General features: G+C 70.0%; 25 protein-coding genes. 13 read left to right on the forward strand and 12 right to left on the reverse strand.

What is annotated here, in order from left to right:
- Positions 1 to 53: 53 nt before the first annotated feature.
- The gene (locus tag FM119_RS04050; RefSeq protein ID WP_087136399.1) at positions 54 to 1,682 is read left to right on the forward strand and encodes an Ig-like domain-containing protein; all 1,629 of its coding nucleotides are present in this window, start codon (positions 54 to 56) and stop codon (positions 1,680 to 1,682) included.
- A gap of 214 nt (positions 1,683 to 1,896) precedes the next feature.
- Here FM119_RS04050 and FM119_RS04055 read toward each other — a convergent pair whose 3' ends face one another.
- The 8 genes from FM119_RS04055 to upp form a co-directional block, all read right to left on the reverse strand.
- The gene (locus tag FM119_RS04055) at positions 1,897 to 2,970 is read right to left on the reverse strand and encodes a phosphomevalonate kinase (RefSeq protein WP_087136400.1); all 1,074 of its coding nucleotides are present in this window, start codon (positions 2,968 to 2,970) and stop codon (positions 1,897 to 1,899) included.
- Positions 2,967 to 3,959 (reverse strand): diphosphomevalonate decarboxylase, encoded by a 993-nt coding sequence (gene mvaD / locus FM119_RS04060; protein ID WP_087136401.1) that lies wholly within the window; start codon positions 3,957 to 3,959, stop codon positions 2,967 to 2,969. Before mvaD ends, FM119_RS04055 begins: the two co-directional genes overlap by 4 nt.
- Positions 3,956 to 5,014 (reverse strand): mevalonate kinase, encoded by a 1,059-nt coding sequence (gene mvk / locus FM119_RS04065; RefSeq protein ID WP_087136402.1) that lies wholly within the window; start codon positions 5,012 to 5,014, stop codon positions 3,956 to 3,958. Before mvk ends, mvaD begins: the two co-directional genes overlap by 4 nt.
- 452 nt (positions 5,015 to 5,466) lie before the next feature.
- On the reverse strand, positions 5,467 to 6,840 hold the full coding sequence (locus FM119_RS04070) for a cryptochrome/photolyase family protein (RefSeq protein ID WP_087136403.1): 1,374 nt from the start codon (positions 6,838 to 6,840) through the stop codon (positions 5,467 to 5,469).
- Positions 6,837 to 7,310: a MarR family winged helix-turn-helix transcriptional regulator gene (locus tag FM119_RS04075; protein ID WP_087136404.1), complete on the reverse strand. Its 474-nt coding sequence runs from the start codon at positions 7,308 to 7,310 to the stop codon at positions 6,837 to 6,839. Before FM119_RS04075 ends, FM119_RS04070 begins: the two co-directional genes overlap by 4 nt.
- Positions 7,307 to 7,675, reverse strand: a complete 369-nt coding sequence (locus tag FM119_RS04080) for a hypothetical protein (protein ID WP_087136405.1) — start codon at positions 7,673 to 7,675, stop codon at positions 7,307 to 7,309. Before FM119_RS04080 ends, FM119_RS04075 begins: the two co-directional genes overlap by 4 nt.
- Before the next feature lie 290 nt (positions 7,676 to 7,965).
- Entirely contained in the window at positions 7,966 to 8,685 is a 720-nt protein-coding gene (locus tag FM119_RS04085) for a winged helix-turn-helix domain-containing protein (protein WP_087136406.1), read from the reverse strand.
- Between the two features lie 383 nt (positions 8,686 to 9,068).
- On the reverse strand, positions 9,069 to 9,701 hold the full coding sequence (gene upp, locus FM119_RS04090) for a uracil phosphoribosyltransferase (RefSeq protein ID WP_087136407.1): 633 nt from the start codon (positions 9,699 to 9,701) through the stop codon (positions 9,069 to 9,071).
- 32 nt (positions 9,702 to 9,733) lie between these two features.
- Between upp and FM119_RS04095 the strand changes: the two genes are divergently transcribed.
- Both FM119_RS04095 and proC read left to right on the forward strand, forming a co-directional pair.
- The gene (locus FM119_RS04095) at positions 9,734 to 10,225 is read left to right on the forward strand and encodes a nucleoside deaminase (RefSeq protein WP_245827252.1); all 492 of its coding nucleotides are present in this window, start codon (positions 9,734 to 9,736) and stop codon (positions 10,223 to 10,225) included.
- A gap of 9 nt (positions 10,226 to 10,234) precedes the next feature.
- A complete protein-coding gene (proC, locus tag FM119_RS04100; protein WP_087136408.1) occupies positions 10,235 to 11,071 on the forward strand; it encodes a pyrroline-5-carboxylate reductase in 837 nt (278 codons plus the stop codon).
- Positions 11,072 to 11,080: 9 nt separating this feature from the next.
- On the opposite strand, the gene FM119_RS04105 is transcribed toward proC, so the two are convergent.
- Positions 11,081 to 11,752, reverse strand: coding sequence for a potassium channel family protein (locus tag FM119_RS04105; RefSeq protein WP_087136409.1), 672 nt, complete (start codon positions 11,750 to 11,752; stop codon positions 11,081 to 11,083).
- Positions 11,745 to 13,187, reverse strand: a complete 1,443-nt coding sequence (locus FM119_RS04110; protein ID WP_087136410.1) for a TrkH family potassium uptake protein — start codon at positions 13,185 to 13,187, stop codon at positions 11,745 to 11,747. The genes FM119_RS04105 and FM119_RS04110 overlap by 8 nt, the downstream gene beginning before the upstream one ends.
- Positions 13,188 to 13,263: 76 nt before the next feature.
- Between FM119_RS04110 and FM119_RS04115 the strand changes: the two genes are divergently transcribed.
- The 4 genes from FM119_RS04115 (at position 13,264) to FM119_RS04130 (ending at position 14,708) form a co-directional block, all read left to right on the forward strand.
- Positions 13,264 to 13,689, forward strand: coding sequence for an ArsR/SmtB family transcription factor (locus FM119_RS04115; RefSeq protein WP_087136411.1), 426 nt, complete (start codon positions 13,264 to 13,266; stop codon positions 13,687 to 13,689).
- 166 nt (positions 13,690 to 13,855) lie between these two features.
- Positions 13,856 to 14,053 (forward strand): helix-turn-helix domain-containing protein, encoded by a 198-nt coding sequence (locus FM119_RS04120; RefSeq protein ID WP_087136412.1) that lies wholly within the window; start codon positions 13,856 to 13,858, stop codon positions 14,051 to 14,053.
- A gap of 128 nt (positions 14,054 to 14,181) precedes the next feature.
- Entirely contained in the window at positions 14,182 to 14,280 is a 99-nt protein-coding gene (locus FM119_RS04125; protein ID WP_003792170.1) for a 30S ribosomal protein bS22, read from the forward strand.
- Positions 14,281 to 14,354: 74 nt separating this feature from the next.
- Positions 14,355 to 14,708 carry a hypothetical protein gene (locus tag FM119_RS04130; RefSeq protein ID WP_087136413.1) on the forward strand — a complete coding sequence of 118 codons (354 nt, stop codon included), beginning with the start codon at positions 14,355 to 14,357 and terminating at the stop codon, positions 14,706 to 14,708.
- A 54-nt stretch (positions 14,709 to 14,762) separates the two neighbouring features.
- On the opposite strand, the gene FM119_RS04135 is transcribed toward FM119_RS04130, so the two are convergent.
- Complete coding sequence (locus FM119_RS04135) at positions 14,763 to 15,065, reverse strand: helix-turn-helix domain-containing protein (RefSeq protein WP_087136414.1); 303 nt, start codon at positions 15,063 to 15,065, stop codon at positions 14,763 to 14,765.
- A gap of 160 nt (positions 15,066 to 15,225) precedes the next feature.
- On the opposite strand from FM119_RS04135, the gene FM119_RS04140 reads away from it, so the two are divergent.
- A complete protein-coding gene (locus FM119_RS04140) occupies positions 15,226 to 15,483 on the forward strand; it encodes a glutaredoxin family protein (protein ID WP_087136415.1) in 258 nt (85 codons plus the stop codon).
- Entirely contained in the window at positions 15,480 to 15,785 is a 306-nt protein-coding gene (locus FM119_RS04145) for a Dabb family protein (RefSeq protein WP_087136416.1), read from the forward strand. Before FM119_RS04140 ends, FM119_RS04145 begins: the two co-directional genes overlap by 4 nt.
- A gap of 190 nt (positions 15,786 to 15,975) precedes the next feature.
- Here the strand turns inward: FM119_RS04145 and aspS are convergent, their stop codons facing one another.
- A complete protein-coding gene (aspS, locus tag FM119_RS04150) occupies positions 15,976 to 17,301 on the reverse strand; it encodes an aspartate--tRNA(Asn) ligase (protein ID WP_420845568.1) in 1,326 nt (441 codons plus the stop codon).
- 94 nt (positions 17,302 to 17,395) lie between these two features.
- On the opposite strand from aspS, the gene FM119_RS04155 reads away from it, so the two are divergent.
- Genes FM119_RS04155 through FM119_RS04170 form a run of 4 tightly spaced genes read left to right on the forward strand, consistent with a single transcriptional unit; the run spans position 17,396 to position 21,275 of the window.
- Entirely contained in the window at positions 17,396 to 18,031 is a 636-nt protein-coding gene (locus FM119_RS04155; protein ID WP_087136418.1) for a histidine phosphatase family protein, read from the forward strand.
- Positions 18,028 to 18,624: a TlpA family protein disulfide reductase gene (locus tag FM119_RS04160; protein ID WP_087136419.1), complete on the forward strand. Its 597-nt coding sequence runs from the start codon at positions 18,028 to 18,030 to the stop codon at positions 18,622 to 18,624. Before FM119_RS04155 ends, FM119_RS04160 begins: the two co-directional genes overlap by 4 nt.
- Positions 18,625 to 18,631: 7 nt before the next feature.
- A complete protein-coding gene (locus FM119_RS04165) occupies positions 18,632 to 19,381 on the forward strand; it encodes a cytochrome c biogenesis CcdA family protein (protein ID WP_087136420.1) in 750 nt (249 codons plus the stop codon).
- Complete coding sequence (locus FM119_RS04170; protein ID WP_087136421.1) at positions 19,365 to 21,275, forward strand: cytochrome c biogenesis protein ResB; 1,911 nt, start codon at positions 19,365 to 19,367, stop codon at positions 21,273 to 21,275. The genes FM119_RS04165 and FM119_RS04170 overlap by 17 nt, the downstream gene beginning before the upstream one ends.
- Positions 21,276 to 21,302: the final 27 nt, after the last annotated feature.

A 21,302-nucleotide genomic window follows, 5' to 3' on the forward strand; every position in this document is an offset into this window, starting at 1 on the left:
CGGGGCGGTGCCGCTCCGCGCGCCGCGACGGATGATGAAAGGGATCACTCGAGATGATCAACCATGCGCGGCGGCCTGCCGCAGCCCTCACGGCCCTGGCGCTCGGGATCGGCGGCCTTCTGGCCGTCGGTGCCGCGAGCCCGGCGGTTGCCGCGGAGGTGAGCGTGATCGACCCTGGCTCGATCACGCTGACGACCGCGAGCGGCACCGACGAGAACCTCAATCGCTACGACTCGGCCCGCCTGCAGATGACCTGGTCGGACCAGGGGCGGCCGCTGGCCGAGGGGGACACCTTCTCGATCGAGCTGCCGCCGGAGCTCGCGGCGGCAGCGGGCGATTTCACGATCACGGCCGACGAGGGCGATACGCCCGTGCCTGCGGGGCGCTGCGAGGTCACCCCCGCGAGCGGGTCGACCGCGGCGCGGGTGCTGTGCACTTTCACCGATTACGTCACCGGCAAGCAGGACGTCTCCGGATCGCTCTGGCTCCAGGTCGACGCCGCGCGGCAGACCACGGCCGAGGACGTCGTGATCACCGTCGACGGTGACCCGGTCGTCGTCGACCTGCCGGGCACGGGGGGCATCGCGCCGCAGGACAACGGGCGCCTCCCCGTCACGCCGGCCAAGCACGGCTGGTGGACATCGGCGGACCGCGACACCATCCAGTGGGTCGTCGACGTCCCGGGATCGCAGGTGGACCCCGACGGCGGGATCACGCTGAGCGACACCCTCGGTGGCGGGCAGCGGCTCGTCGAGAGTGGTACGGGTGCGCCCGTCGTCCGCACGATCGAGGCGAGCCAGCAGGCGTGGGACGCCCAGGACTGGACGCCGTTGGCCGGCGACCGCTGGCGCGTGACGGAGTCGGGCAGCACGACGCTCACGATGACGGTCGACGGGCCGATCGACCCGTCGACCGTCTACCGCTTCGCCTACCAATCGCGGCTCACGGACGCGGCGGGCACCACGGTCGGCGACATCTTCGACAACACCGCGGACGCCGCCGGAACGACCGTCACCTCGCGCGTCGTGTACCGTTCGAGCGGCGGTGGCGATGCCGCCGGGACGGGCACGGGTGGTTTCAGCGTCGCGAAGCTCCCGATCGACGGCGACGGTGCCGCGTCGGTCCCCGCCGACACCCGCTTCACCGTCCGCGCGGACTACGTCGACGCGGGCGGGACGGCCGAGGGCGAGACGCTCGAGCTCACCGCGGGCGGCGAGCCGGCCGGGATTCAGGGTTTGCCTGCTGGGACCGTCGTCTCCCTGTCCGAGATCGACATCCCCGCGCTCGACGGTGTGACGTGGGCCGATCCGGAGTTCACCTCGACCCCGAACGAGTACATCGACATCGCCGACGACGGACGCTCGGTCGAGCTCACCGTCACGGATGGGGCCACACTCGCTGTCGCACTGCGCAACGTCGCGACGGCGGTCCCGCCGACGCCGACGCCGACGCCGACGCCGACTCCCACACCGACATCGCCGGTTGAGCCGACGCCGACGCCGACCGTGCCGGTCCACCCCGCTCCGAGCGCGACGCCGACGGCCACGCCGCCGTCAGGTGGAGACCTCGCTTCGACGGGCGCGAGCGTTTCCCCCGTCATCGGTTTCATCGGCGGGGCAGTGCTTCTGGCCGGAGCCGCGCTCCTCGTGCTGCGCCGAATCGGTAGGCGTTCGGACGGCTAGCGCCTCGACGTGATGAGCGGACCCCGCGAGCGCTCAGCTCGCGGGGTCCGCTCGTGTCGGGGGAAGCCGGCGCCCGGTCAGGACGACACCGTTGCCCGTTGCCCGTTGCCCGTTGCCCGTTGCTCGTTCGCCGGCTCCGGGGCTCGGCGAACGGCGCTTGGCGCTCAGGGCAGCGGGCCTCGACCCCGGTCGGCATCGGCCTGCGTGGTGGCGCTCAGCGCTCGGCGGGGTGAACGCCGATCGCGAGGTGCCGGATATCGTTGAGCTCCCACTCCCGCAGCATCGGACGCACGTCGATTCCCGTGTCGATGAGCACGATGCCGCAGTCCCCTCCGCCAGCTCCGGAGGACTTCGCCGCTCCGCCCGCCCGCCCGGCGGAGTCGCAGAGCAGACGCAGAGCCGGCGTCTCGATGACGAGCTCCGACTCGGCGGACAGTCGTTGCAGCAGGCGCCGAGCCTGGCGGATCTGACGCTGTGCCACGACGGCATCGTCCGCCTCGAACGCCGCGACGAGCTCCTCGACGCAGGCCCGACTCTGGGAGAGGAACTCGCCGTAGTGACTGTTCGTCGTCGACTTGCGGTCCTGGACGCTGCTCACGAGGCTCATCGTCGACGCGGGAACACCGGTCCATCCGACGATCAGCTGAAGCGCCGACGGAGGCGTGATGGCACGGACGGAGAGCCCCGGCCACTCGCTGCGCACCATCTCGACCGTCGACATCCGCTCGCGGTTGTCCGCCACCCAGGCGCGGTCGAACGCGGTGTACGCGATCCAGCCGCCAAACATGCTCGCGGCGAGGTCACCTCCGGAGCCGTTCGCGTTGACACGCATCGTCGCCAGATACGCGAGCTTCAGCAGCTCCAGCCGGGACAGCCCCAGATCGTAGAAGCGGTCGAGGGCCTGGACCGTCGCGGCGGTGACGGCCGCGCTCGAGCCGAGCCCGAACTTGCGGCCGGACATGTCGTCCAGTTCGCTGGAGATCGTCAGATCGTAGTAGCCCAGCGGATGCCCGGACTCCGTCGCATACGACTCGACCGCGCTGATCGCCTCGAGGACGTAGTCGAAGGGGCGCTGGTCCGTGTCGAGGACGAGCCGGCTGCCCGCACGCCTCCACAACACGGGGAGCCGGCCGTACTGGTCGCTGATCAGCCTGCCCTCGCCGGTGGCGGGCTGGAGCTCAACCGTCAGGTAGCGGTCGACGGCGACGAGCACGGCGGGCTGGCCTGTCTCGACGACGGCGTACTCGCCGGCGATGAACAGCTTGCCCGGCGCACTGACGCGGATCACGACGCGTCCTCCCGGATGAGGAGCCCGGGCCCGGGACCGGCGACGATGCGCTCGGCGCCAGGGACCGCGTCGTCGAGCGCCGCCGTCACGGTGGCGACGTCGGAGGGAGAGCAGATGATCTTGACGTTCGGCCCCGCGTCCATGGTGAAGCCGCAGACGACGCCCCTGTCCCTCAGCGCGCGCACGACGCCCATGACCGCGAGCGACGCCGGCTCCCAGTAACTGAACGGCGGACGGGCCCCCAGCATCGTCCCGTGCATGCCCATCGCGTTGGACTCGGCGATCTCGCACACGGAGGCGAGGTCGGCGTCCGCGATCGCGCGTCGCATCTGTGCCAGATCGTCGGCGGAGCGTGACACCCACGGCTCGTAGAAGGGGGATGTCTCGACGGTGCGCCGCATGCCGTCACGGCTGGAGACGGCCTTCTCCGCGGCGTTCACGACGACGACGATCATCGCGAGGCTCAGATCACCCGACGGGACCGGCTCCGCGTAGGAGTCGGCGTCGCCGGTGCCGGCGTTCCACTGGACGAGACCGCCGAACACCGAGCGCGAAGCCGAGCCGGACCCCCGGCGTGCGAGCCGCGACAGCTCCCTCGTGTCCAGGTCGAGTCCCGCGGCCGTGCTGGCGGCGCCGGCCAGGGCCGCGAAGCCGGACGCCGATGAGGCCAGCCCCGCGCCGGTCGGGACGGCGTTCTCGGTGACGACCCGTGCCGCCGTGGTGATGCCGGCGCGCTCCCTGACCAGGTCGAGGAAGTCGGACACCCGCGCCGCGGCGCGCGGCGGCATCGGCGCACCGTCGAGCTGGACGGTGTCCGTCTCGAGCGCGTCGTCGAACGCCACCCGGGTCGTCGTCGGGAAGACGTCCAGTGTGAGCGAGAGGCTCGACGTCGACGGGATCGCGAGGCGTGCGTCGCGCTTGCCCCAGTACTTGATCAGCGCGATGTTGCTGTGCGCGGTCGCGACGGCCCCCCTGCCGGTACGGCTCATGCGGCGGGTCCGCCGGTCGCGTACAACCAGGTCCTCGCGGCTCCCGCGTCCCCGAGTGCTCGTGCGACGCGGAGCGCCTGCTGGGTTGATTCGGCCACGGCGACCATGCAACCACCCCGGCCCCCACCGGTCAATTTGGCGCCGAGCGCCCCGGCGTCCTCCGCAGCGGAGACGAGCGACTCCAGCTCTGGGCTGCTGACCTCCAGGTCGCGGAGGATGCCGTGCGCCTCGGACATGTGGCCTCCGAGCGCCGCGACGTCGTCGAGCTCGACGGCGGAGGCGCTCGCCGAGGTGAGCTCGGTGATGCGGGCGAACCGCTCCTCGACCCAGTCGGGACGTCGTTCGCGGAGCCGCGCCAGGTCGGTGATCGCCGCTCGGGTCTGTCCCCTCACTCCCGTGTCCGCGAGGATGAAGGTCGCGCGGAGCCCGAAGCGCAGGGGGGTGGCGACGCCCCGCTCGAAGCGGAGGGGGCCCGCAGCGGTCACCGTGTGCGCGTCGAGTCCGCTCGGCGAGCCGTGCGCGACCCTCTCCGACACCTGGATGAGCTCGAACAGCTCATCCTGCTCGGGAGTGAGACCGGCGAGGTCGAACAGGGACCGGATCACCGCGGCGGACACGGCGGCGCTCGATCCGAGGCCGCGCTCGATGGGGATGGCCGACTCGGTTCTGACGACGAGGCCGCGGTCGGGCAGGCCGAGGTGGGAGAGTGTGGCGATGAGGGCTGCGCGGATCGGGGCGAGGCGTTCCGGGGCCTGGCTCAGCGGGCCGCGGTAGTGCTCGGAGTCCAGCCACAGCTCGCCCGAGCTGGGCACGGCGGCGGCGCGCATCGCGAGGGCCGGCATGGGGAGCGCGATCGCCGGACGTCCGTAGACGACCGCGTGCTCGCCGATGAGGATGAACTTCGCCGTCGCCCTGCCGTTGCCGAGACGTGCTCCGGCGATCGGCGCGGGCATGCTGATCAGCCCTGAGCGGCGGTCGCCTGCGTCGGGGGACGGGGTGCGACGTCCGGGGATGATCCCGTGGGCGCCCGTCCGCGTGCTCTCGTCCGTATCCACTCCTGTCGCCTGGCCAACCCGTCAATCATGCCGCGTCCGCCCTGAGAATGCACTGGTGCGGCCGGGGCGGCGGGGGGTTCTGCAGCGATTTCGGGCGGGCGGCGGTGGTCGTTCGGTGGCGAAACCGGCGATCCATGCGCGTGCATGCGGGTATTCACAAGCGGGCTGAATGGGCCTGAATCGCTATGTTACTTTTTAGCAACGACGACGGCGGGGGACGATGAGCCGTCGTCGTAACGTGTCGGGGGTGCTCCTCCGACCACGATGGCCCCCGCGGGATTCTTCCCGCGGGCGAGGCGCGCAGGAGGAACGCAACCGCACGGGGGTTCGGTTGCGGGACGAGCGTGCGCCGGGGCCCGGACGGCGCTCGATCCCGCGCCGTCCGGGCCCATCTCTCGTCGCCGTCCGGCTGCCCCGGTCTCCGGTTGCCCCGGTCTCCGGCTGCCCCGGGCTCAGTCGGTGCGCTCGTCCCGTGTGCGGCGCATCTGCTCGTAGGCCTCGAGGGCGTTGCGCCGTTGCGCGCGGAGCATATCCGCGTCGACCGCGCTCAACTCGTCCGCCCTGTCGCCCAGCCAGCGGTGCAGGTAACGTCGCGACGGGTCGAAGCGCTCCTGCTGGCGCATCGGGTTGAGCACGCGGAAGTACGGTGCCGCATCGGGCCCCGAACCGGCAACCCACTGCCAGCTCACCGCATTGACGGCGGCGTCCGCGTCGACGAGCGTGTCCCAGAACCACTCCTCGCCCCTGCGCCAGTGCACGAGCAGGTTCTTCGTGAGGTAGGACGCGGTGACCATCCTCGCCCTGTTGTGCATGAACCCCGACGTCCAGAGCTCGGTCATGGCCGCGTCGACCAGGTCGACGCCGGTCTCGCCGCTCTGCCAGGCCTCGACCGCCTCGTCCGACTCCCAGTCCCAGGGGAATCCGGCGTACTCGGCGCGCCACGGCGCGGTCGGCATCTGCGGGAATGCCTCAACGAGGTGGTAGCTGAACTCGCGCCAGCCGAGCTGCCGGAGGAACGCGGAGGACGGTGCCGAGGAAGCACGGGCCGCGTGCCAGACCTGGGCGGGGCTCAGCTCGCCCCAGCGCAGACGCGGTGACAGCTCCGAGCCGCCGACGGGCAGCTCGTCCCTGTCCTGCTCGTACGACTCGAGCCCCTCCGCGACGAAGGCCTCGAGCGTCTCGTGGGCCGCGCGCTCCCCCGGGGTCCATCGTTCGGCCAGGCCGGTCGACCAGTCCGGGCGGCTCGGTCGCCAGCCCCAGGTCTCCCTGTCGTCGCCGTCCGGCTGCCCGGAGGGAGCGACGATCCGCGCCGGACGGGGGAGAGGGGAGCGCGGCGGCGCGACCTCCAGCTGCGCCGACAGCCGACGCCAGTACGGCGTGAACACCGAGTACGGTTCGCCGGCCCCCGTGCGGATCTCGCCGAGCGGTTCGATCAGCGAGCCCTCGTGCTCGACGAACCCGACGCCGGCCCCTGCGAGCGCTGAACGGACGGGGACGTCGATGTCCCTGCGCGGCGCACCGGTGCGCCGGGACACGTGGACCTCGACCGCGCCGAGCTCGGCGGCGAGCGGTGGCAGCAGCTCCCTCGGGTCCCCGCGGCGGTACAGCACACGCACACCGTGCTCGCTGAGCGAGGCGTCCAGTGCGTCGAGGCTGTTCGCCGCCCACCAGCGTGCCGCGCCACCGAGGGGACGGATGGAGGGGCCCTCCTCGTTGACATAGAGAACAACGACGGGCCCCGCAGCGGCTGCGGCGCTCAGGGCCGGATGGTCGGCGAGGCGGAGGTCGTCTCTCAGCCAGACGATTCGGACGGCCTCATCCGTCATGCTGTCGGCTCGCCGGGGCCGTTGCGGTGCAGTTTCGCGGTGATCCGTGCGAGCTCGGACATGTCGTCCGGGGTGAGCGCTGCGGTCATGATCTCGCTGATCGTGCGCGAGTGCTTCACGGCCGCGGCCCTGAACTCGTGCACTCCCTGCTCGGTCATGGTAACGATCGCACTCCTGCCGTCGTGCGGGTCCTGTCCCTTGCTCACGAGGCCCCGGCCCACCAGTCGGTCGACCATTCGGCTGACGCTGGGCTGGCTGAGGAACACCTGGCCGGTGATGTCGCGCAACCGTGCCGTCCGGCCCGGGTACCGCGACAGCGTGAACAGCACGTCGTACTCCGACAGCGTGACCGATCCGATCGGGAAGTCCTGGGCGAGCTCACGCATGACGTGCACCTGGGCGCGGAACAGACTCTCCCACGCGTCGACGGGGCCCGAACCGCGGGCGGCTGAGGGGGGCGGAGTGGTCATCGGTCCTCCCGGTCGGAGATGTGGGGGCCGGCGGTCGCGGCGGGGTCGGTGTGCGGAGCTGCCACGCCGGTACGGGCGGCGTCCGCGGTGGCCGACGGCGCCGGTCGGGGCCGCAGGCTCCGGTACATGAGGTATCCGCCGGCCGCCATCAGCCCCGCACCCGGCAGCAGCGCGATCGCTCCGACGATCAGGAGCAGCGTCCCCGATCCCGCCGCCCAAAGCACCAGCCCGACGGGCAGCACCGCCATGGTGGCGAGCCCGATACCGAACACGACCGCGCCCCCGAGTCCCCTCGGGGTGATGATCGCCGAGCTGAAGACGCCGCCGGGATCCGCGGCGGTCTGATCGGGGGCGTCGTGTGGCATGGAACAAGAGTACGGCTCGCGCGGCGTCGTCGAGATCAGTGCGCGTCAGGTGAGCGGGACCGCCGATGCGCCAACCGGCCGGGAGACAGACTGAGGGCCGGACATCCAGTGGATGTCCGGCCCTCCCCTTGCACCAAGAGTGTCCTGCAATCACATTCCGCATCAGCTGCCACAGCAAACAACTGATGCTCTATGAATATATAACGAGCCGATAACGGGCGCTACGCGCTAGCCCTCATTGTGGGGGCGTTCCCAGTCGATCGATAAGCTCCGGCCAGGAACGACGCGGCTCAGAACAGGTCGGGGCTCGGCGTCGAGGCGTAACGGATCGTCACATCCGCGTGGCGGTCGAACCGGTAGCCGACGCCGCGGACGGTGCGAACGATCTCGTCGTAGCCCCCGAGCTTGGAGCGAAGGCGACGAACGTGGACGTCGATGGTGCGCTCGTTGGGGACCTCGTCCGCCGTGTCCGCGCTCCACAGTGCCTGGATGATCTCCTGGCGGTCGACCGTCTTGCCCTCGCGCAGAACGAGGTACTGCAGCAGCTCGAACTCCTTGAAGGTGAGGGCGGCCGGGTGGTTGTCGAGCACGACACGCTTGCGAGAGATGTCGATCACGACGCCGGAGGCGGCGCGGTCGAGCTCCTCGTCGGCGTGGGCGTTGCGGTGCTTCGCGAGGGCGGCGGGCTCCTGAAGCGCAAGCCGGACGACGTCAATGGCCCGACCGCCGGCACCCTCGGGCGCCAGGGCGACGGCTGCATAGCTCTCCGCCTCGGGGACGAGCTGCGTGGTGAGGGTCTTCAGTGCCTGGACGAGCGCGCCGAGGCTGGTCCCCGCCGCGGCCGCGTCGGCCTCGTCGACGCCGACGTAGAGGACGAAGCCCCGCGCCTCTGTGCCGTTCGGAACGGCGCGGACGGCCGCGCGGACGGCGGGCGCCGTCGCGGGTGCCGCATCGGGGACGGCGCTGAGCGGAGTGCGGGTGGAGTGGCTGGAGATGGAGGCGAGAGACATGAGAGAGATCCTTGCGGTGATGATGATGTGCGCAACGACCGGTCGCTGAGACCGGGTGCGGAGATGCCGGTGACGAGGTGTCGGAGGACCGGCGGTGAGAGCCGACGAAGCGGCTGTGCTGGATCCGGCCCTGCTCCGAAGGAGGGGTGGTGGGTCAGAATCCGGCTGGCTGGTGTTGGAGGCCTAGCGGCACATTCGACAACACATGACCTCGCGACCGGGCATCATCATCCCGGTTGTCTCCTGAGCCTCGAAGGCGATCAGGTGAGCGGCGAATTCAGTCATGGACTTATTAGAACCGAGCATGACAATTCGTGTCAAGCAGAAAGAGGAAAAGGGGTGCACCGTCGTCGACGGAGCACCCCTGAGGTGGCGGGACCGGATTACACGGTGCCGTAGAGGCGGTCGCCCGCGTCGCCGAGCCCGGGGACGATGTAGCCGTTCTCGTCGAGCCGCTCGTCGAGTGCGCCGAGCACGAGGTTCACGTCCCTGCCCTGCGTGGACTTCTCGAGCGCGGCCACGCCCTCGGGGGCGCCGAGCAGGCAGATCGCGGTGACGTCGACGGCGCCACGGTCGAACAGGAAGTGCACGGCGGCGCTGAGAGAGCCGCCCGTGGCAAGCATCGGATCGATGACGAAGCACTGCCGGTCGCTGAGGTCGTCGGGGAGGCGCTCCGCATAGGTCGTCGGCTCCAGCGTCTCCTCGTTCCGCGCCATTCCGAGGAAGCCCACCTCGGCGGTCGGGAGCATGGTGGTCATGCCCTCCAGCATCCCCAGGCCCGCGCGCAGGATCGGCACGACGAGCGGACGCGGCTGGGAGATCGTCACTCCGGTCGTCGTCGTCACGGGGGTCTCGATCGTGACGGGGTCCACCCGCACGTTCCGCGTGGCCTCGTAAGCCAGGAGGGTGACGAGCTCCTCGGTGAGGGAGCGGAAGACCGGGGAGGTGGTCGTCCGATCCCGCAGCACGGTGAGCTTGTGGGTGATCAGGGGGTGGTCGGCAACGTGCACTCGCATAGGCTTAAACCTAATCGTTTTCCAGAGGGGACATGGCCGTGGACCTGCCGCACCGCGTCGAGCACGAGCAGTGGATGCGCGTGGCGCTCGCCGAGGCCGCCGCGGCCGCGGAGCGGGGCGAGGTCCCGGTCGGCGCGGTGGTCGTCGGCGCCGACGGCGAGGAGCTCGCGCGGGCGGGCAACGAGCGTGAGGCGAGCGGGGACCCGACGGCGCACGCCGAGGTGCTGGCCATCCGCCGCGCCGCGGCCCGGACCGGCGACAGGCACCTCATCGGGTGCACCCTGGTCGTCACGCTCGAGCCCTGCGTCATGTGCGCGGGCGCGATCCTCGCGGCGCACGTCCCGACGGTCGTCTTCGGGGGCTGGGACGAGAAGGCCGGTGCGGGCGGGTCACGACACGACCTCCTCAGGGACCGCACGCTGCCGCAACGCTGCGAGGTCGTCGCCGGGGTGCTGCCGGAGGCCTCCGCCGAGTTGCTGCGCGAGTTCTTCCTGCTCAGGCGACGGCCGCGGCGATCCGAATAGGCTGGGTCCATGACGGTCACTCTCCCCTCCATCGCAATCCTCGGCGCCGGTTCGATGGGCGGCGCGATCCTGTCGGGTCTTCGCTCACCCGGCGTCTCGGTCGACGGCCCCATCGTCGTCACCAACCGGAGCAGGGCGAAGGCGGAGGCGATCGGAGCCGACGACCGGGTGACGAGCATCGCCCTCGAGGACGACCCCGACGGCAACCGCCGTGCCGCCGCGCAGGCCGACATTGTGCTCGTCGGGGTGAAGCCGGCGATGGTGCCGGAACTGCTCGAGCACATCGCCGGGGCGCTCCGTCCGGGGACCGTGGTGGTGAGCCTCGCCGCCGGGGTCACCTGTGCGCGCTTCGAGGCGATCCTCCCGGAGAGTGTCGCCGTGGTGCGGTCGATGCCGAACACGCCATCGACGGTGGGGCTCGGCGTGACCGGTCTGAGTGCGGGGAGCAGGGCGACCCCCGCGCAGCTCGCGGTGGTCGAGGAGCTGTTCGGCACCGTCGGCGAGGTGATCGTCGTGCCCGAGGCGAAGATCGACGCGCTGAGCACGTTCTCCGGGTCCGGGCCCGCCTACGTCTTCTACCTCATCGAGCAGTTCGTCTCCGCCGCGCAGCAGCAGGGGTTCACCCGCGAGCAGGCGGAGACCATGATCCAGGGGACATTCCGGGGTGCCACCGCTCTCCTCGCCTCGTCCGGGCTCGAGCCGGAGGAACTCCGCCGGCGCGTCACCAGCCCGAAGGGCACCACCGAGCGGGCGGTCGCTGTTCTGGAGCAGGCGGGGCTCGACGCGCTGTTCGTCAGGGCGAGCGACGCCGCGCTCGCGCGGGCGAGGGAGATGGCCGCGGAGTAGCCGCGGCGCTCAGCCCTCGAGAGCGGCGAACCGCTCGATGTCGCTCGAGGTGCCCGACACGATGATGAGGTCGTGGTTGGAGACCACCGTGTCCGCCGTCGCGTAGGTGAACGGCTTGCCCGGGGACTTCACGCCGACCACGGTGACGCGGTACTTGGTGCGCACGCCCGACTCGGTAAGGTTGATCCCCCTGATCGGCTTGGGCGGGTACATCTTGACCAGGACGAAGTCGTCGTCGAACTGGATGAAGTCGAGCATGCGGCCCGAGACGAGGTGGGCCACCCGCTCGCCGGCCTCGGCCTCGGGGTAGATGACGTGGTTGGCGCCGACCCGGGTGAGGATCTTCCCGTGGGACTGCGAGACCGCCTTCGCCCAGATCTGCGGGATCTTCAGGTCGACCAGGTTCGCGGTGATGAGAACGCTGGACTCGATGGAGGAGCCGACCGCCACGACCGCGATCGAGAACTCCTGGGCCCCGATCTGCTTGAGCGCCTCGATGTTCCTCGCGTCGGCCTGGACGGTGTGCGTGATCCGGTCGGACCACTTCTGCACCAGCTCCGCGCTCCCGTCGATGGCCAGGACCTCGCGGTCGAGCCGGTCGAGCTCTCCGGCGCAGGCCGCGCCGAACCGGCCCAGCCCGATGATGAGGACGGGGGCGTCGTGCTTGAAACGTTCAACCAACGAGGGGCCTTTCTTCGGGGCGGCGGAACAGCTGCGAGTTCTGGGTCGCCGCGACCGCGGTGGCGAGAGTCACTGTACCAACGCGACCGAGGAACATCGTCGCCGCGATGACGTACTTGCCCTCGTCCGGCAGCGTCTCGGTCAGCCCTGTCGAGAGGCCGACCGTCCCGAACGCGGAGATGACGTCGAAGAGGACGTGGTCGAGGGGGGCCTTCGTGATGTGCAGCAGGATGACGCTCGCGGCGGCGACGATCGAGGCGGCCCAGAAGACGACGCTCAGGGCGACCCGGACGACCTCCCCGGGGATGCGCCGCCCGAACGCCTCCAGGTCGCGTCGCCCCTTCGCCTCCGCGAAGGCGGCGAGGAACAGCACGGCGAGCGTGGTCACCTTGATTCCGCCCGCCGTCGAGGCCGAGCCGCCTCCGATGAACATCAACATGTCCATGATCAGCAGGCTCGAGTTGTTGAGGTCGGAGATCGGCACCGTCGTGAATCCGCCCGAGCGGGTCATCATCGACAGGAACACCGACTGGAAGGCGGTGTCGGCCGCGTTCATGCTGCCGAAGGTGAGCGGGTTGAGATACTCCAGGCTCACCAGCACGATCGCGCCGAGCACCAGGAGCACGAGCGTGGTGATGACGGTGAGCTTGGTGTGCAGCGGCCAGCTGCGGAAACGCAGCCCCCGCTTGCGCAGGGCGAAGATGACCGGAAACCCGAGGGACCCGAAGAACACGGCGACCATGAGGATCCCGAGGAACCAGTAGTCCGTCGCGAAGGTGCCGAGACCGTCCGCGTTCGGGGTGAAACCCGTGTTGGTGAACGCCATCGCCGCGTAGTAGATGCTGTTCCAGATGGCGTCCCAGAGCGGGATGCCGTCCATGAGCATTCGCGGGAAGAGCAGCACGGCGACGACGGCCTCGATGACGACGAGGCTGACGGCGACCGTGGCCAGCAGGGAGCCGATCTCCCCGAGCCTGATGGCCTGCCCCTCGGCGACGGGTCCGTGGTGCGCGCGCATCGAGTTCGTGTCGCTCGCTGCGAGAAGCCGTGCCCTGAGCCCGAGCTTGCGCGAGACGAGCATGCCGAGGATCGAGGCCACGGTGAGCACTCCGACCGCCCCGATCTGCACGCCGAGGAAGATGACGGTGTGCCCGGCGGGGGACCAGTGCGTGGCCATGTCGACCGTGCTCAGCCCGGTCACGCAAATCACCGACACGGCGGTGAACAGCGCGTCGACGAAACGCGTGGTCACACCGTCGGCGGCGGCGAACGGCAGCGAGAGCAGCACCGTGAAGATGGTGATGAGGCCGACGAAGACGCCGATCGCGAAGCGCGACGGCGAGTGGCTGGTGACCCGGGCGAACGCGTCCCTGGCGTCCGCGAGTGTCTCGCGGATCCCGTGGCGCTGAGCGGGGATTCGGGTTCGGCGGGACATCGTCCTCTTATCGGCTGCGGTACGGCGTGGGGCGGATCACATGGTACTCCGCTGTCCGACTGGCTAGCCTGTTCCCATGGCCGACATTTTTGACGTGATCGCTGACGGTACTCGGCGCGAGATCCTGCACGTCCTGCGTGAGCGTCACCCGGACGAGCCCGGCGCGGTCGACGAGGGGACGAGCGTGTCGGAGATCGTCGCGGAGCTGCAGCTCAGCCAGCCGACCGTGTCCAAGCACCTGAAGGTGCTGAGGGAGGCGGAGCTCGTCACGGTCAGGGAGGACGGGCAGCACCGTTTCTACAGTCTGAAGCCCGAGCCGCTCGAGGCCGTCGAGGACTGGCTGATCCCCTTCCTCAGCGTCGATTTCAGCGACGAGATCCAGAACTCTGTCCTCACGGATCAGGCGCGTCAGGTCGCGGGGACCGTCGGGAAGGTCGTCGCCGACACGACCTACGCCGTGTCGAACGCGGTGCAGGCGGTCACGAAGAAGCTGCGCTCGTAGCCGTAGCCGTAGCCGTAGCCGTAGCCGTAGCCGTGGCACGCTCCGACGGCGGGGCCGTCTCGACGCAGCGGCGTGCCCGCAACCCCCTTTGCAGGGATATGGACACGCGTCACACGCGTCACTACAGTTGCCTCTGTTCACAGCAGGCGCATACCAGGGAGCAAGCATGGCCAACGGCGTTGACGACGTGCGGTTCCTCACCGTCGCCGAGGTGGCCGCGGTCATGCGGGTGTCGAAGATGACCGTGTACCGCATGGTCCATTCGGGGGAGCTGCCGGCGATCCGTTTCGGCAAGTCCTACCGGGTGCCGGAGTCCGCTGTCGAGTCGATCCTGCAGCTCCCCGGCGAGGGCGCCGCGTCCTGACGGACGTCCGCTCGACGGCGTCCGCTCGGGTTCGGCTACGCGAAAGCCGGATTTTCCGTTAGACTGTGCGAAGGCATTTTTCGTCGATCGCGGCCACGCGATCACACCCCAACATCTGTGAGGTATCAGTGGGTTCGGTTATCAAGAAGCGCCGCAAGCGTATGGCGAAGAAGAAGCACCGCAAGCTGCTTCGCAAGACTCGTCACCAGCGTCGCAACAAGAAGTAGTCGCACGCGACCTGAAGCGCCGGATCATCGATCCGGCGCTTTTCGCTGTCGGTGGTGGGTCGTACGGTGCGCGCATGAGTCGAATCGATGGCGCGCCGAGTGCACGACCGAGACCGAGCCTGATCCCGGGCTCGAGCTCGGGCCGGAGTCCGGACCAGCGCGCGCTGGCCTACCCGCTGCCGCTCGTCCTCGACCGGTCGCGCGCCCCGCGTTACCGCCTCGTCAACGTCGGCGATGAGGAGCTGGGCTGGGTCCGGCTCCGGGTCGACGGGCCCGGGGTGATGCCGCTCAGCCCGCCGCTGCGCCTGGATCCGGGGCGGTCCCGCGAGGTCGTCGTGCACTCGGCCGATCCGGAGCGGAACGTCCGTCTGCAGGTGTCCTGGCGCAGGCCGAACGGCCAGAGCTACCTGTGGTCGTTCGTGCTGTGAGCGCGCGGCCCTGTTCGGTGGGTGGACAGGTGGCCGGCGGGGCGGTTGAGCAGGTCAGTGTGCGCGCCGCTGCCGTTCGGCGATGAAGTCGGCCGCGGTGAGGCCGTGACTCTTGCGCGGATACATCGCGGCGGTGAAGCCTCTCAGCAGCTCCCCCGGATCGATGTCGAGCGCCGTGGCGATCCGGACGAGCGTCTCGACGCTGGGGTGCACCTGACCGCGCTCGATCTTGCCGATGTTCGTCCAGTGCATATCGGCAAGGGCTCCGACGTCCTCAAGGGTCAGCTCGCGGTCGACGCGTGCGGCGCGGAGTCGCCGACCGAGCTCGATCGCAGCATCCGAATGCGTGCTGGGCATGGGTACATGGCTACCGGGGTGGGGGAAATGAGGCCAGAGAGAACAAGCCCTGTGATCATCATGCTAATGCTTTTGCGCCCTGCGGGCGCGCGACCCGCTCGTCGGCGGACGCCGCCTGAGCCCGCAGTGGTCGATGCGGGCATCCGCCTAGAATCGAGGTATGTCCACCAGCGTGACTCTCATCGGCAAGCCCGGCTGCCATCTGTGCGACGACGCACGTGACGTCATCGACGGCGTGGTCGCGGCGCGGCCCGACCTCGATGTCACGGTCGCGGAGCGCAGCATCCTCGACGACCCGGCACTGCACGAGCGGTACTGGGAGGAGATCCCCGTCGTCCTCATCGACGGCGAGGTCCACAACTACTGGCGGATCGACCCCGACCGTCTGGAACGAGCACTCACGGAGGCCGCCTCATGACCATTCGCCACGTCGTCAGCTGGACGCTCAGCGCCGAGGACACCGAGACGAAGCGCGAGCACGCGGCGGGCATCGCCAGCCGGCTCACCGCATTCGCGAACGCGCACCCGGACATGGTGCAGAACCTGCAGGTGGGCACCAACATCGCCTACCCGGAGAAGAACGCCGACCTTGTCCTCATCGCCGACTTCGCCGACCTCGCGGCCCTCGACGCCTACCAGGTCCACCCCGAGCACCAGGCCATCGTCGAGTACGTCGTGCCGCGGGTGGCCGGGCGTTCGAGCGTCGACTTCGAGCTCTGACAGCGGGAGGCGAGCTGGCGCAGCGGCCGGCGGACCGTCGGTAGCGAGCCACGGTAGCGGCCCGGCGGACCGTCGGTAGCGAGCCCCGGCAGCGGGCCGGCGGCAGGGAACGACGACGGGGCCCGACATCCGGATGGATGTCGGGCCCCGTTCGGACGGAGGCGGATTCCGCCCCCGGCGTCGCGATCGGCTACGGGGCCAGTCGCGTCGGCCCGCGGAACAGGTACGTGACCTCGCGGATCGACGTCTCGTGCAGCATGAGCATGAGGACGCGCGCCAGCCCCATGCCGAAGCCACCGTGGCTGGGGACGCCGTAGCGGAAGAAGTCGAGGTAGAAGCCGAGCTCCTCCGGGTCGATGCCCTTCTCCTTCGCCTGCTCGACGAGAACATCGATCCGGTGCTCGCGCTGGGCGCCGGTCGAGATCTCGACGCCGTTGTAGATCAGGTCGTAGCTGTTGGTCAGCGTGGCGTCGCCGTCGTGACGGCGGTGGTAGAACGGCCGGATCGACGAGGCGTAGTCGGTGATGAACACGAAGTCGTGACCGAGGGTCTCCTTGACGTGCGCGGCGATCTGCCGCTCGCCCTCGGGGTCCATGTCCTCGTCGGCGCGAGGAATCTCGTAGCCGCGCGCCGCCACGATCTGCTTGGCCTCCGCGAGCGGAATGCGCGGGAACGGCGTCGTCGGGACCTCGAGCTCGATGCCGAACAGCTCGGCGATGGCCTCGCCGTGCTTGGCCTTGACGGCGCTGATGCCCGCGACCATGAGCTCCTCGTGCAGCCTCATGACGTCCTCGTGGCTGTCGATCCAGCTGATCTCGGCGTCGACGCTGGTGAACTCGGTCGCGTGACGCGACGTGAACGAGGGGTCGGCGCGGAACGCCGGGCCGATCTCGAAGACCTTGCCGAAGCCGGCCGGCTGTGCCATCTGCTTGAAGAACTGCGGGCTCTGCGCGAGGTAGGCGGTGGTGTCGAAGTACTCGACCTCGAACAGCTCGGCCCGCGACTCGCTCGCCGAGGCCATCAGCTTGGGTGTGTGGATCTCGATGAAGTCGTTGTCGATCCAGTACTCGCGCAGGGCGTGCTCGAAGGTGGTCTGGATGCGGAAGATGAGGTTCTGCTTCGGCGTGCGCAGGTCGAGGAAGCGCCAGTCCATGCGCTTGTCCAGGCTCGAGTCCGCCGCGATGGGGGTCTCGGGCAGCGCCTCGCCGACCACCTCGAGCGAGCCGATCTTGACCTCGATGCCGCCGAGCTTCACCCGCTCGTCGTGCTTGAGCTCGCCGGTGACGGTGACGAAGCTGCCGTGGGCGAGGCCAGAGATCGTCTCGGTCAGCGCCAGACGCTCCTGGCCGGCGGCGTCGCCGTCCTCCGCCTCGCGGGTGGCCGGGTTCACCAGCTGCACGGCCCCGCTCTCGTCGCGGAGCACGACGAACTGGACCTTCTTCTGATCGCGGACGGTGTCGACCCATCCGGAGACCGTCACGGTCCCGTCGGGGAGCGGGGCAAGATTCTTGATCACGACGCGTGCATTCACGAGTGCAACTGTACCCGCGCGCGAGGCCCGGGTCGCCCCGCGGTAACTTCCCAGCCCGGCGAAACGTACACTGGAGAGCGTGCCAGCCCATCGCATCCATCTCGTGCGCCATGGCGAGGTCCACAACCCCGAGCGGGTCCTGTACGGGCGACTCGAGGGGTTCCACCTCTCGCCGCGTGGACGCCTCATGACCCGTGCCGCCGCCGACGAGCTCGTCGCCGCGGGGGACCCCGTGCGCTCCCTCGTGGTGTCACCCCTCCTGCGCACGCGGGAGTCGGCCGAGCCGATCGCCGAGGCGTTCCGCCTCGACCCCGTGGTCGACGAGCGGGTGATCGAGCCGAGCAACTTCTTCGAGGGGACGACGATCCGTCGTGCCCTGCGCAACCCCATCAACTGGCTGGTCCTGCGCCGGCCGGGCGTCCCCAGCTGGGGCGAGCCGTACACGCGCATCGTCGAGCGGATGATGGCCGCCGTCGAGGACGCCTGGGCGTCGGCGGACGGCGGCGACGTCGTCATCGTCAGCCACCAGCTGCCGATCTGGATGGTGCACCGGCACGTCAGCGGGCTGCCGCTCAAGCACGACCCGAGGGAGCGCCGCTGCGGGCTGTCGAGCATCACGACGCTAGAGCGCTCCGGCGACCGCTTCGTCGAGGTCGGCTACCGCGACCCCGCGGTCGAGATCGCCGCCGACGGCGTCGACGTGGGTGCCGTATGAACCGCAGGACGAGGGTCGGCGCGGCGGTCGCCGTCGCGGCCGTGCTGGCGTTGAGCGGCTGCTCGGGGGCGAACGACGGACTCGCCTCGCAGTACGAGGCCGCCGACGACAAGGGCTACATCGCCGGCGACGGCAGCGTCACCGAGGTCGCCGAGGCGGACAGGGGCGACGCCATCGTGTTCGCGGGGACCGGCGAGCGCGGCGAAGCCATCGACTCGGCGGACTACGCCGGCGACGTCGTCGTCGTCAACTTCTGGTACGCCGGGTGCGCCCCCTGCCGGGCCGAGGCCCCGCAGCTGAAGTCGCTGAGCGAGAAGTACCTCGACGCGGGCGCCCGCTTCGTCGGGGTCAACGTCTACGACCAGCCGGACACCGCGCTGGCCTTCAGCGAGGACTACGGGATCGAGTACCCCTCGGTCATCGACGTCAACGACGGCGCCGCCCGCCTCGCGTTCACGGGGACGGTGCCGCCGAAGGCCGTGCCGACGACCATCGTCCTCGACAAGGAGGGCAGGGTCGCCGCCCGCATCCTCGGTCAGTTGAAGGACGAGTCGATCCTGGACACCCTGATCCGCGACACCATCGACGAGTGAGCCGCCGATGAGCCCCGGGGAGATCGTCATGAACGGTCAGCTGGCCGCCGCGCTGCCGCTGGCCGTGCTGGCGGGGCTGCTGTCGTTCGCCTCGCCGTGCGTCCTGCCGCTCGTCCCCGGCTACCTGGCCTACATCGGCGGGGCCGCGGGCGCCACCGGCGCGGAGGGCGGGCGCTCGTCCCGGCGCCGTCTGCTCATCGGCGTCGCCGGCTTCGTGCTCGGCTTCAGCCTCGTCTTCGTCCTCACCGGGGCGTTCCTCGGCACCATCGGGGTGTTCCTGACCCAGTGGCAGGGCGTGCTGACCCGGGTGTTCGGGGTGCTGATCCTCGTCCTCGGTTTCGTCTTCATCGGCCAGATCGGACCGCTGCAGCGCACGGTCAAGCCGACGCTGCGACCGGTCACCGGCTACCTCGGCGCGCCGCTGCTCGGCATCGTCTTCGCCATCGGCTGGACCCCGTGCATCGGGCCGGTCATGGTGGCCATCCAGGCCATGAGCGTCGGCGCGGGCTCGCCCGCGCGCGGTGCGCTCCTGGCGTTCGTGTACTGCCTCGGGCTCGGCATCCCCTTCGTGCTGCTGGCCCTCGGCTTCGGCTGGGCGACCGACTCGGTCGCCTTCCTCAAGCGGCACATCAGGGTGATCAACATCGTCGGCGGCGTGCTGCTGATGCTGATCGGCCTGCTCATGGTGTCGGGAGTGTGGGAGATCCTCATGTCACGACTCGGGGCGGTGATCGGGAGCTTTGAGCCGGCCCTCTGATTACGTCGACGCATCGACGCCGAACGGCAGCGGTCGGGAGCCGGTGTCGCAGCCCGTCCTCGGCCCGGTCGGGTGGATCCGCTGGGCGTGGCGTCAGCTGACCAGCATGCGCACGGCGCTGCTGCTCCTGCTGCTGCTGGCGATCGTGGCGATCCCCGGATCGCTGTTCCCCCAGCGCTCCAGCGATCCGAACGGCGTGACGCAGTACTTCAGGGACAACCCCGACACGGCGCCGTTCCTCGACAATCTGCAGCTGTTCGACGTCTACTCGTCCGCCTGGTTCTCCAGCATCTACATCCTGCTGTTCGTGTCCCTGATCGGCTGCATCATCCCGCGCACGCGCCACCACTGGCAGGCGCTGCGGCAGCGTCCGCCGCGGACCCCCGTCCGGTTGGAGCGGCTGGCCGACTTCCGCGAGCGAACCGGCGTGGCCGTCGACGCCGGCGAGGCGGTGCAGTCCGCCCGGAAGCTGCTCACGACGTCCGGCTATCGGACGGAGATCTACACGCAGACGGCGCGCGGCGGACAGGAGAGCGTGTCCGTCTCGGCGGAGCGCGGCTATCTGCGCGAGACCGGCAACCTCGTGTTCCACTCGGCGATGGTCGGGGTCCTGCTCGCCGTCGGCGTGGGCGGCGGGCTCGGCTACAACGGGCAGAAGGTCGTCGTCGAGGGGCAGACGCTGGTCAACACGCTGCTCGACTTCAACTCCTTCAACCCCGGCCGCTTCTTCAACACCGACACCCTCGCGCCGTACGCGGTCAGCCTGGACAGCTTCGAGGCGGTCTACGAGACGAACAACCTCGACGCCTACGGTCAGCCGATCGACTACACGGCGAATGTGACCACGACCCTGCCCGACGGCGAGAGCGCCGAGCGCACGGTCAAGGTCAACGAGCCGCTCGACATCGCCGGCACCAACATCTACCTGCTGGGGAATGGCTACGCGCCGACGATCACGGTCAGGGACGCCGACGACAGGGTCGTGTTCACCGACTCCGTGCCCTTCCTGCCCCAGGACACCAACCTGACCTCGCTCGGGGTCATCAAGGTCCCGGACGGGCTGGACACGCAGCTGGGGATGACCGGCTTCTTCTACCCGACCGCGATGCGCCTGGAGTCGGGCGCCTACGCCTCGAGCTACCCTGACCTGGTCTACCCGGTGCTGACGCTCAACGTCTTCCAGGGCGACCTCGGCATCAACGAGGGGGCGCCGAAGTCGGTGTACACGCTCGACGCCGACGGCATGGAGCAGATCGCGGGCGGTGACAGCGACACCGCGGCCATCGAGCTCATGCCGGGCCAGCGCAGCGAGCTGCCGAACGGTCTCGGGTCGATCACCTTCGAGAATGCGGCCGAGCCCGACGCCGAGGTGGTCGACGTGACGGGCGACTCTGCCCAGCCGGAGACCGGCGACGATGCCGCGGAGGACGCGGGCGCGGACACGAGCGGTGCCCCTGCGACCGAGGCCCCCGCGACCGACGCCCCTGCGACCGGCACGCCCGCACCCGGCGAGGACGCGACCGCGGACGCGACGCAGGCCCCGGCCAACCCGCACGGGGGCGATGGCACGGCGGCCTCGGGGGCGAGCAGCACGGCCGAGGGATACTCCGGCGCCGTCAAGCGCTTCGCCTCCTTCGACGTGCACCACGACCCCGGTCAGCTGTGGGTGTTGGTGTTCGCGGTCCTGGTGGTCGCCGGGCTGATCACCTCGCTGCTGGTTCCCCGGCGTCGGGTCTGGGTGAAGGTCTCCTCCGACGGGGAGGGGACGGTGCGCATCCAGTACGCCGGGCTCGCCAGGGGCGAGGATCCCGCGCTCGGCGCCGCGGTCGCCGAACTGGACCGGAAGCATGCCCGCGAGCTGGGACTGCCGTCCGACGACGGAGCGGTAGGCTGAGCGGGTGCAAGAGTCCGATCTGAGCTT

Source organism: Mycetocola reblochoni REB411 (genome assembly GCF_900163835.1).
In the GTDB taxonomy this organism is placed as follows: Bacteria; Actinomycetota; Actinomycetes; order Actinomycetales; family Microbacteriaceae; genus Mycetocola_B; species Mycetocola_B reblochoni.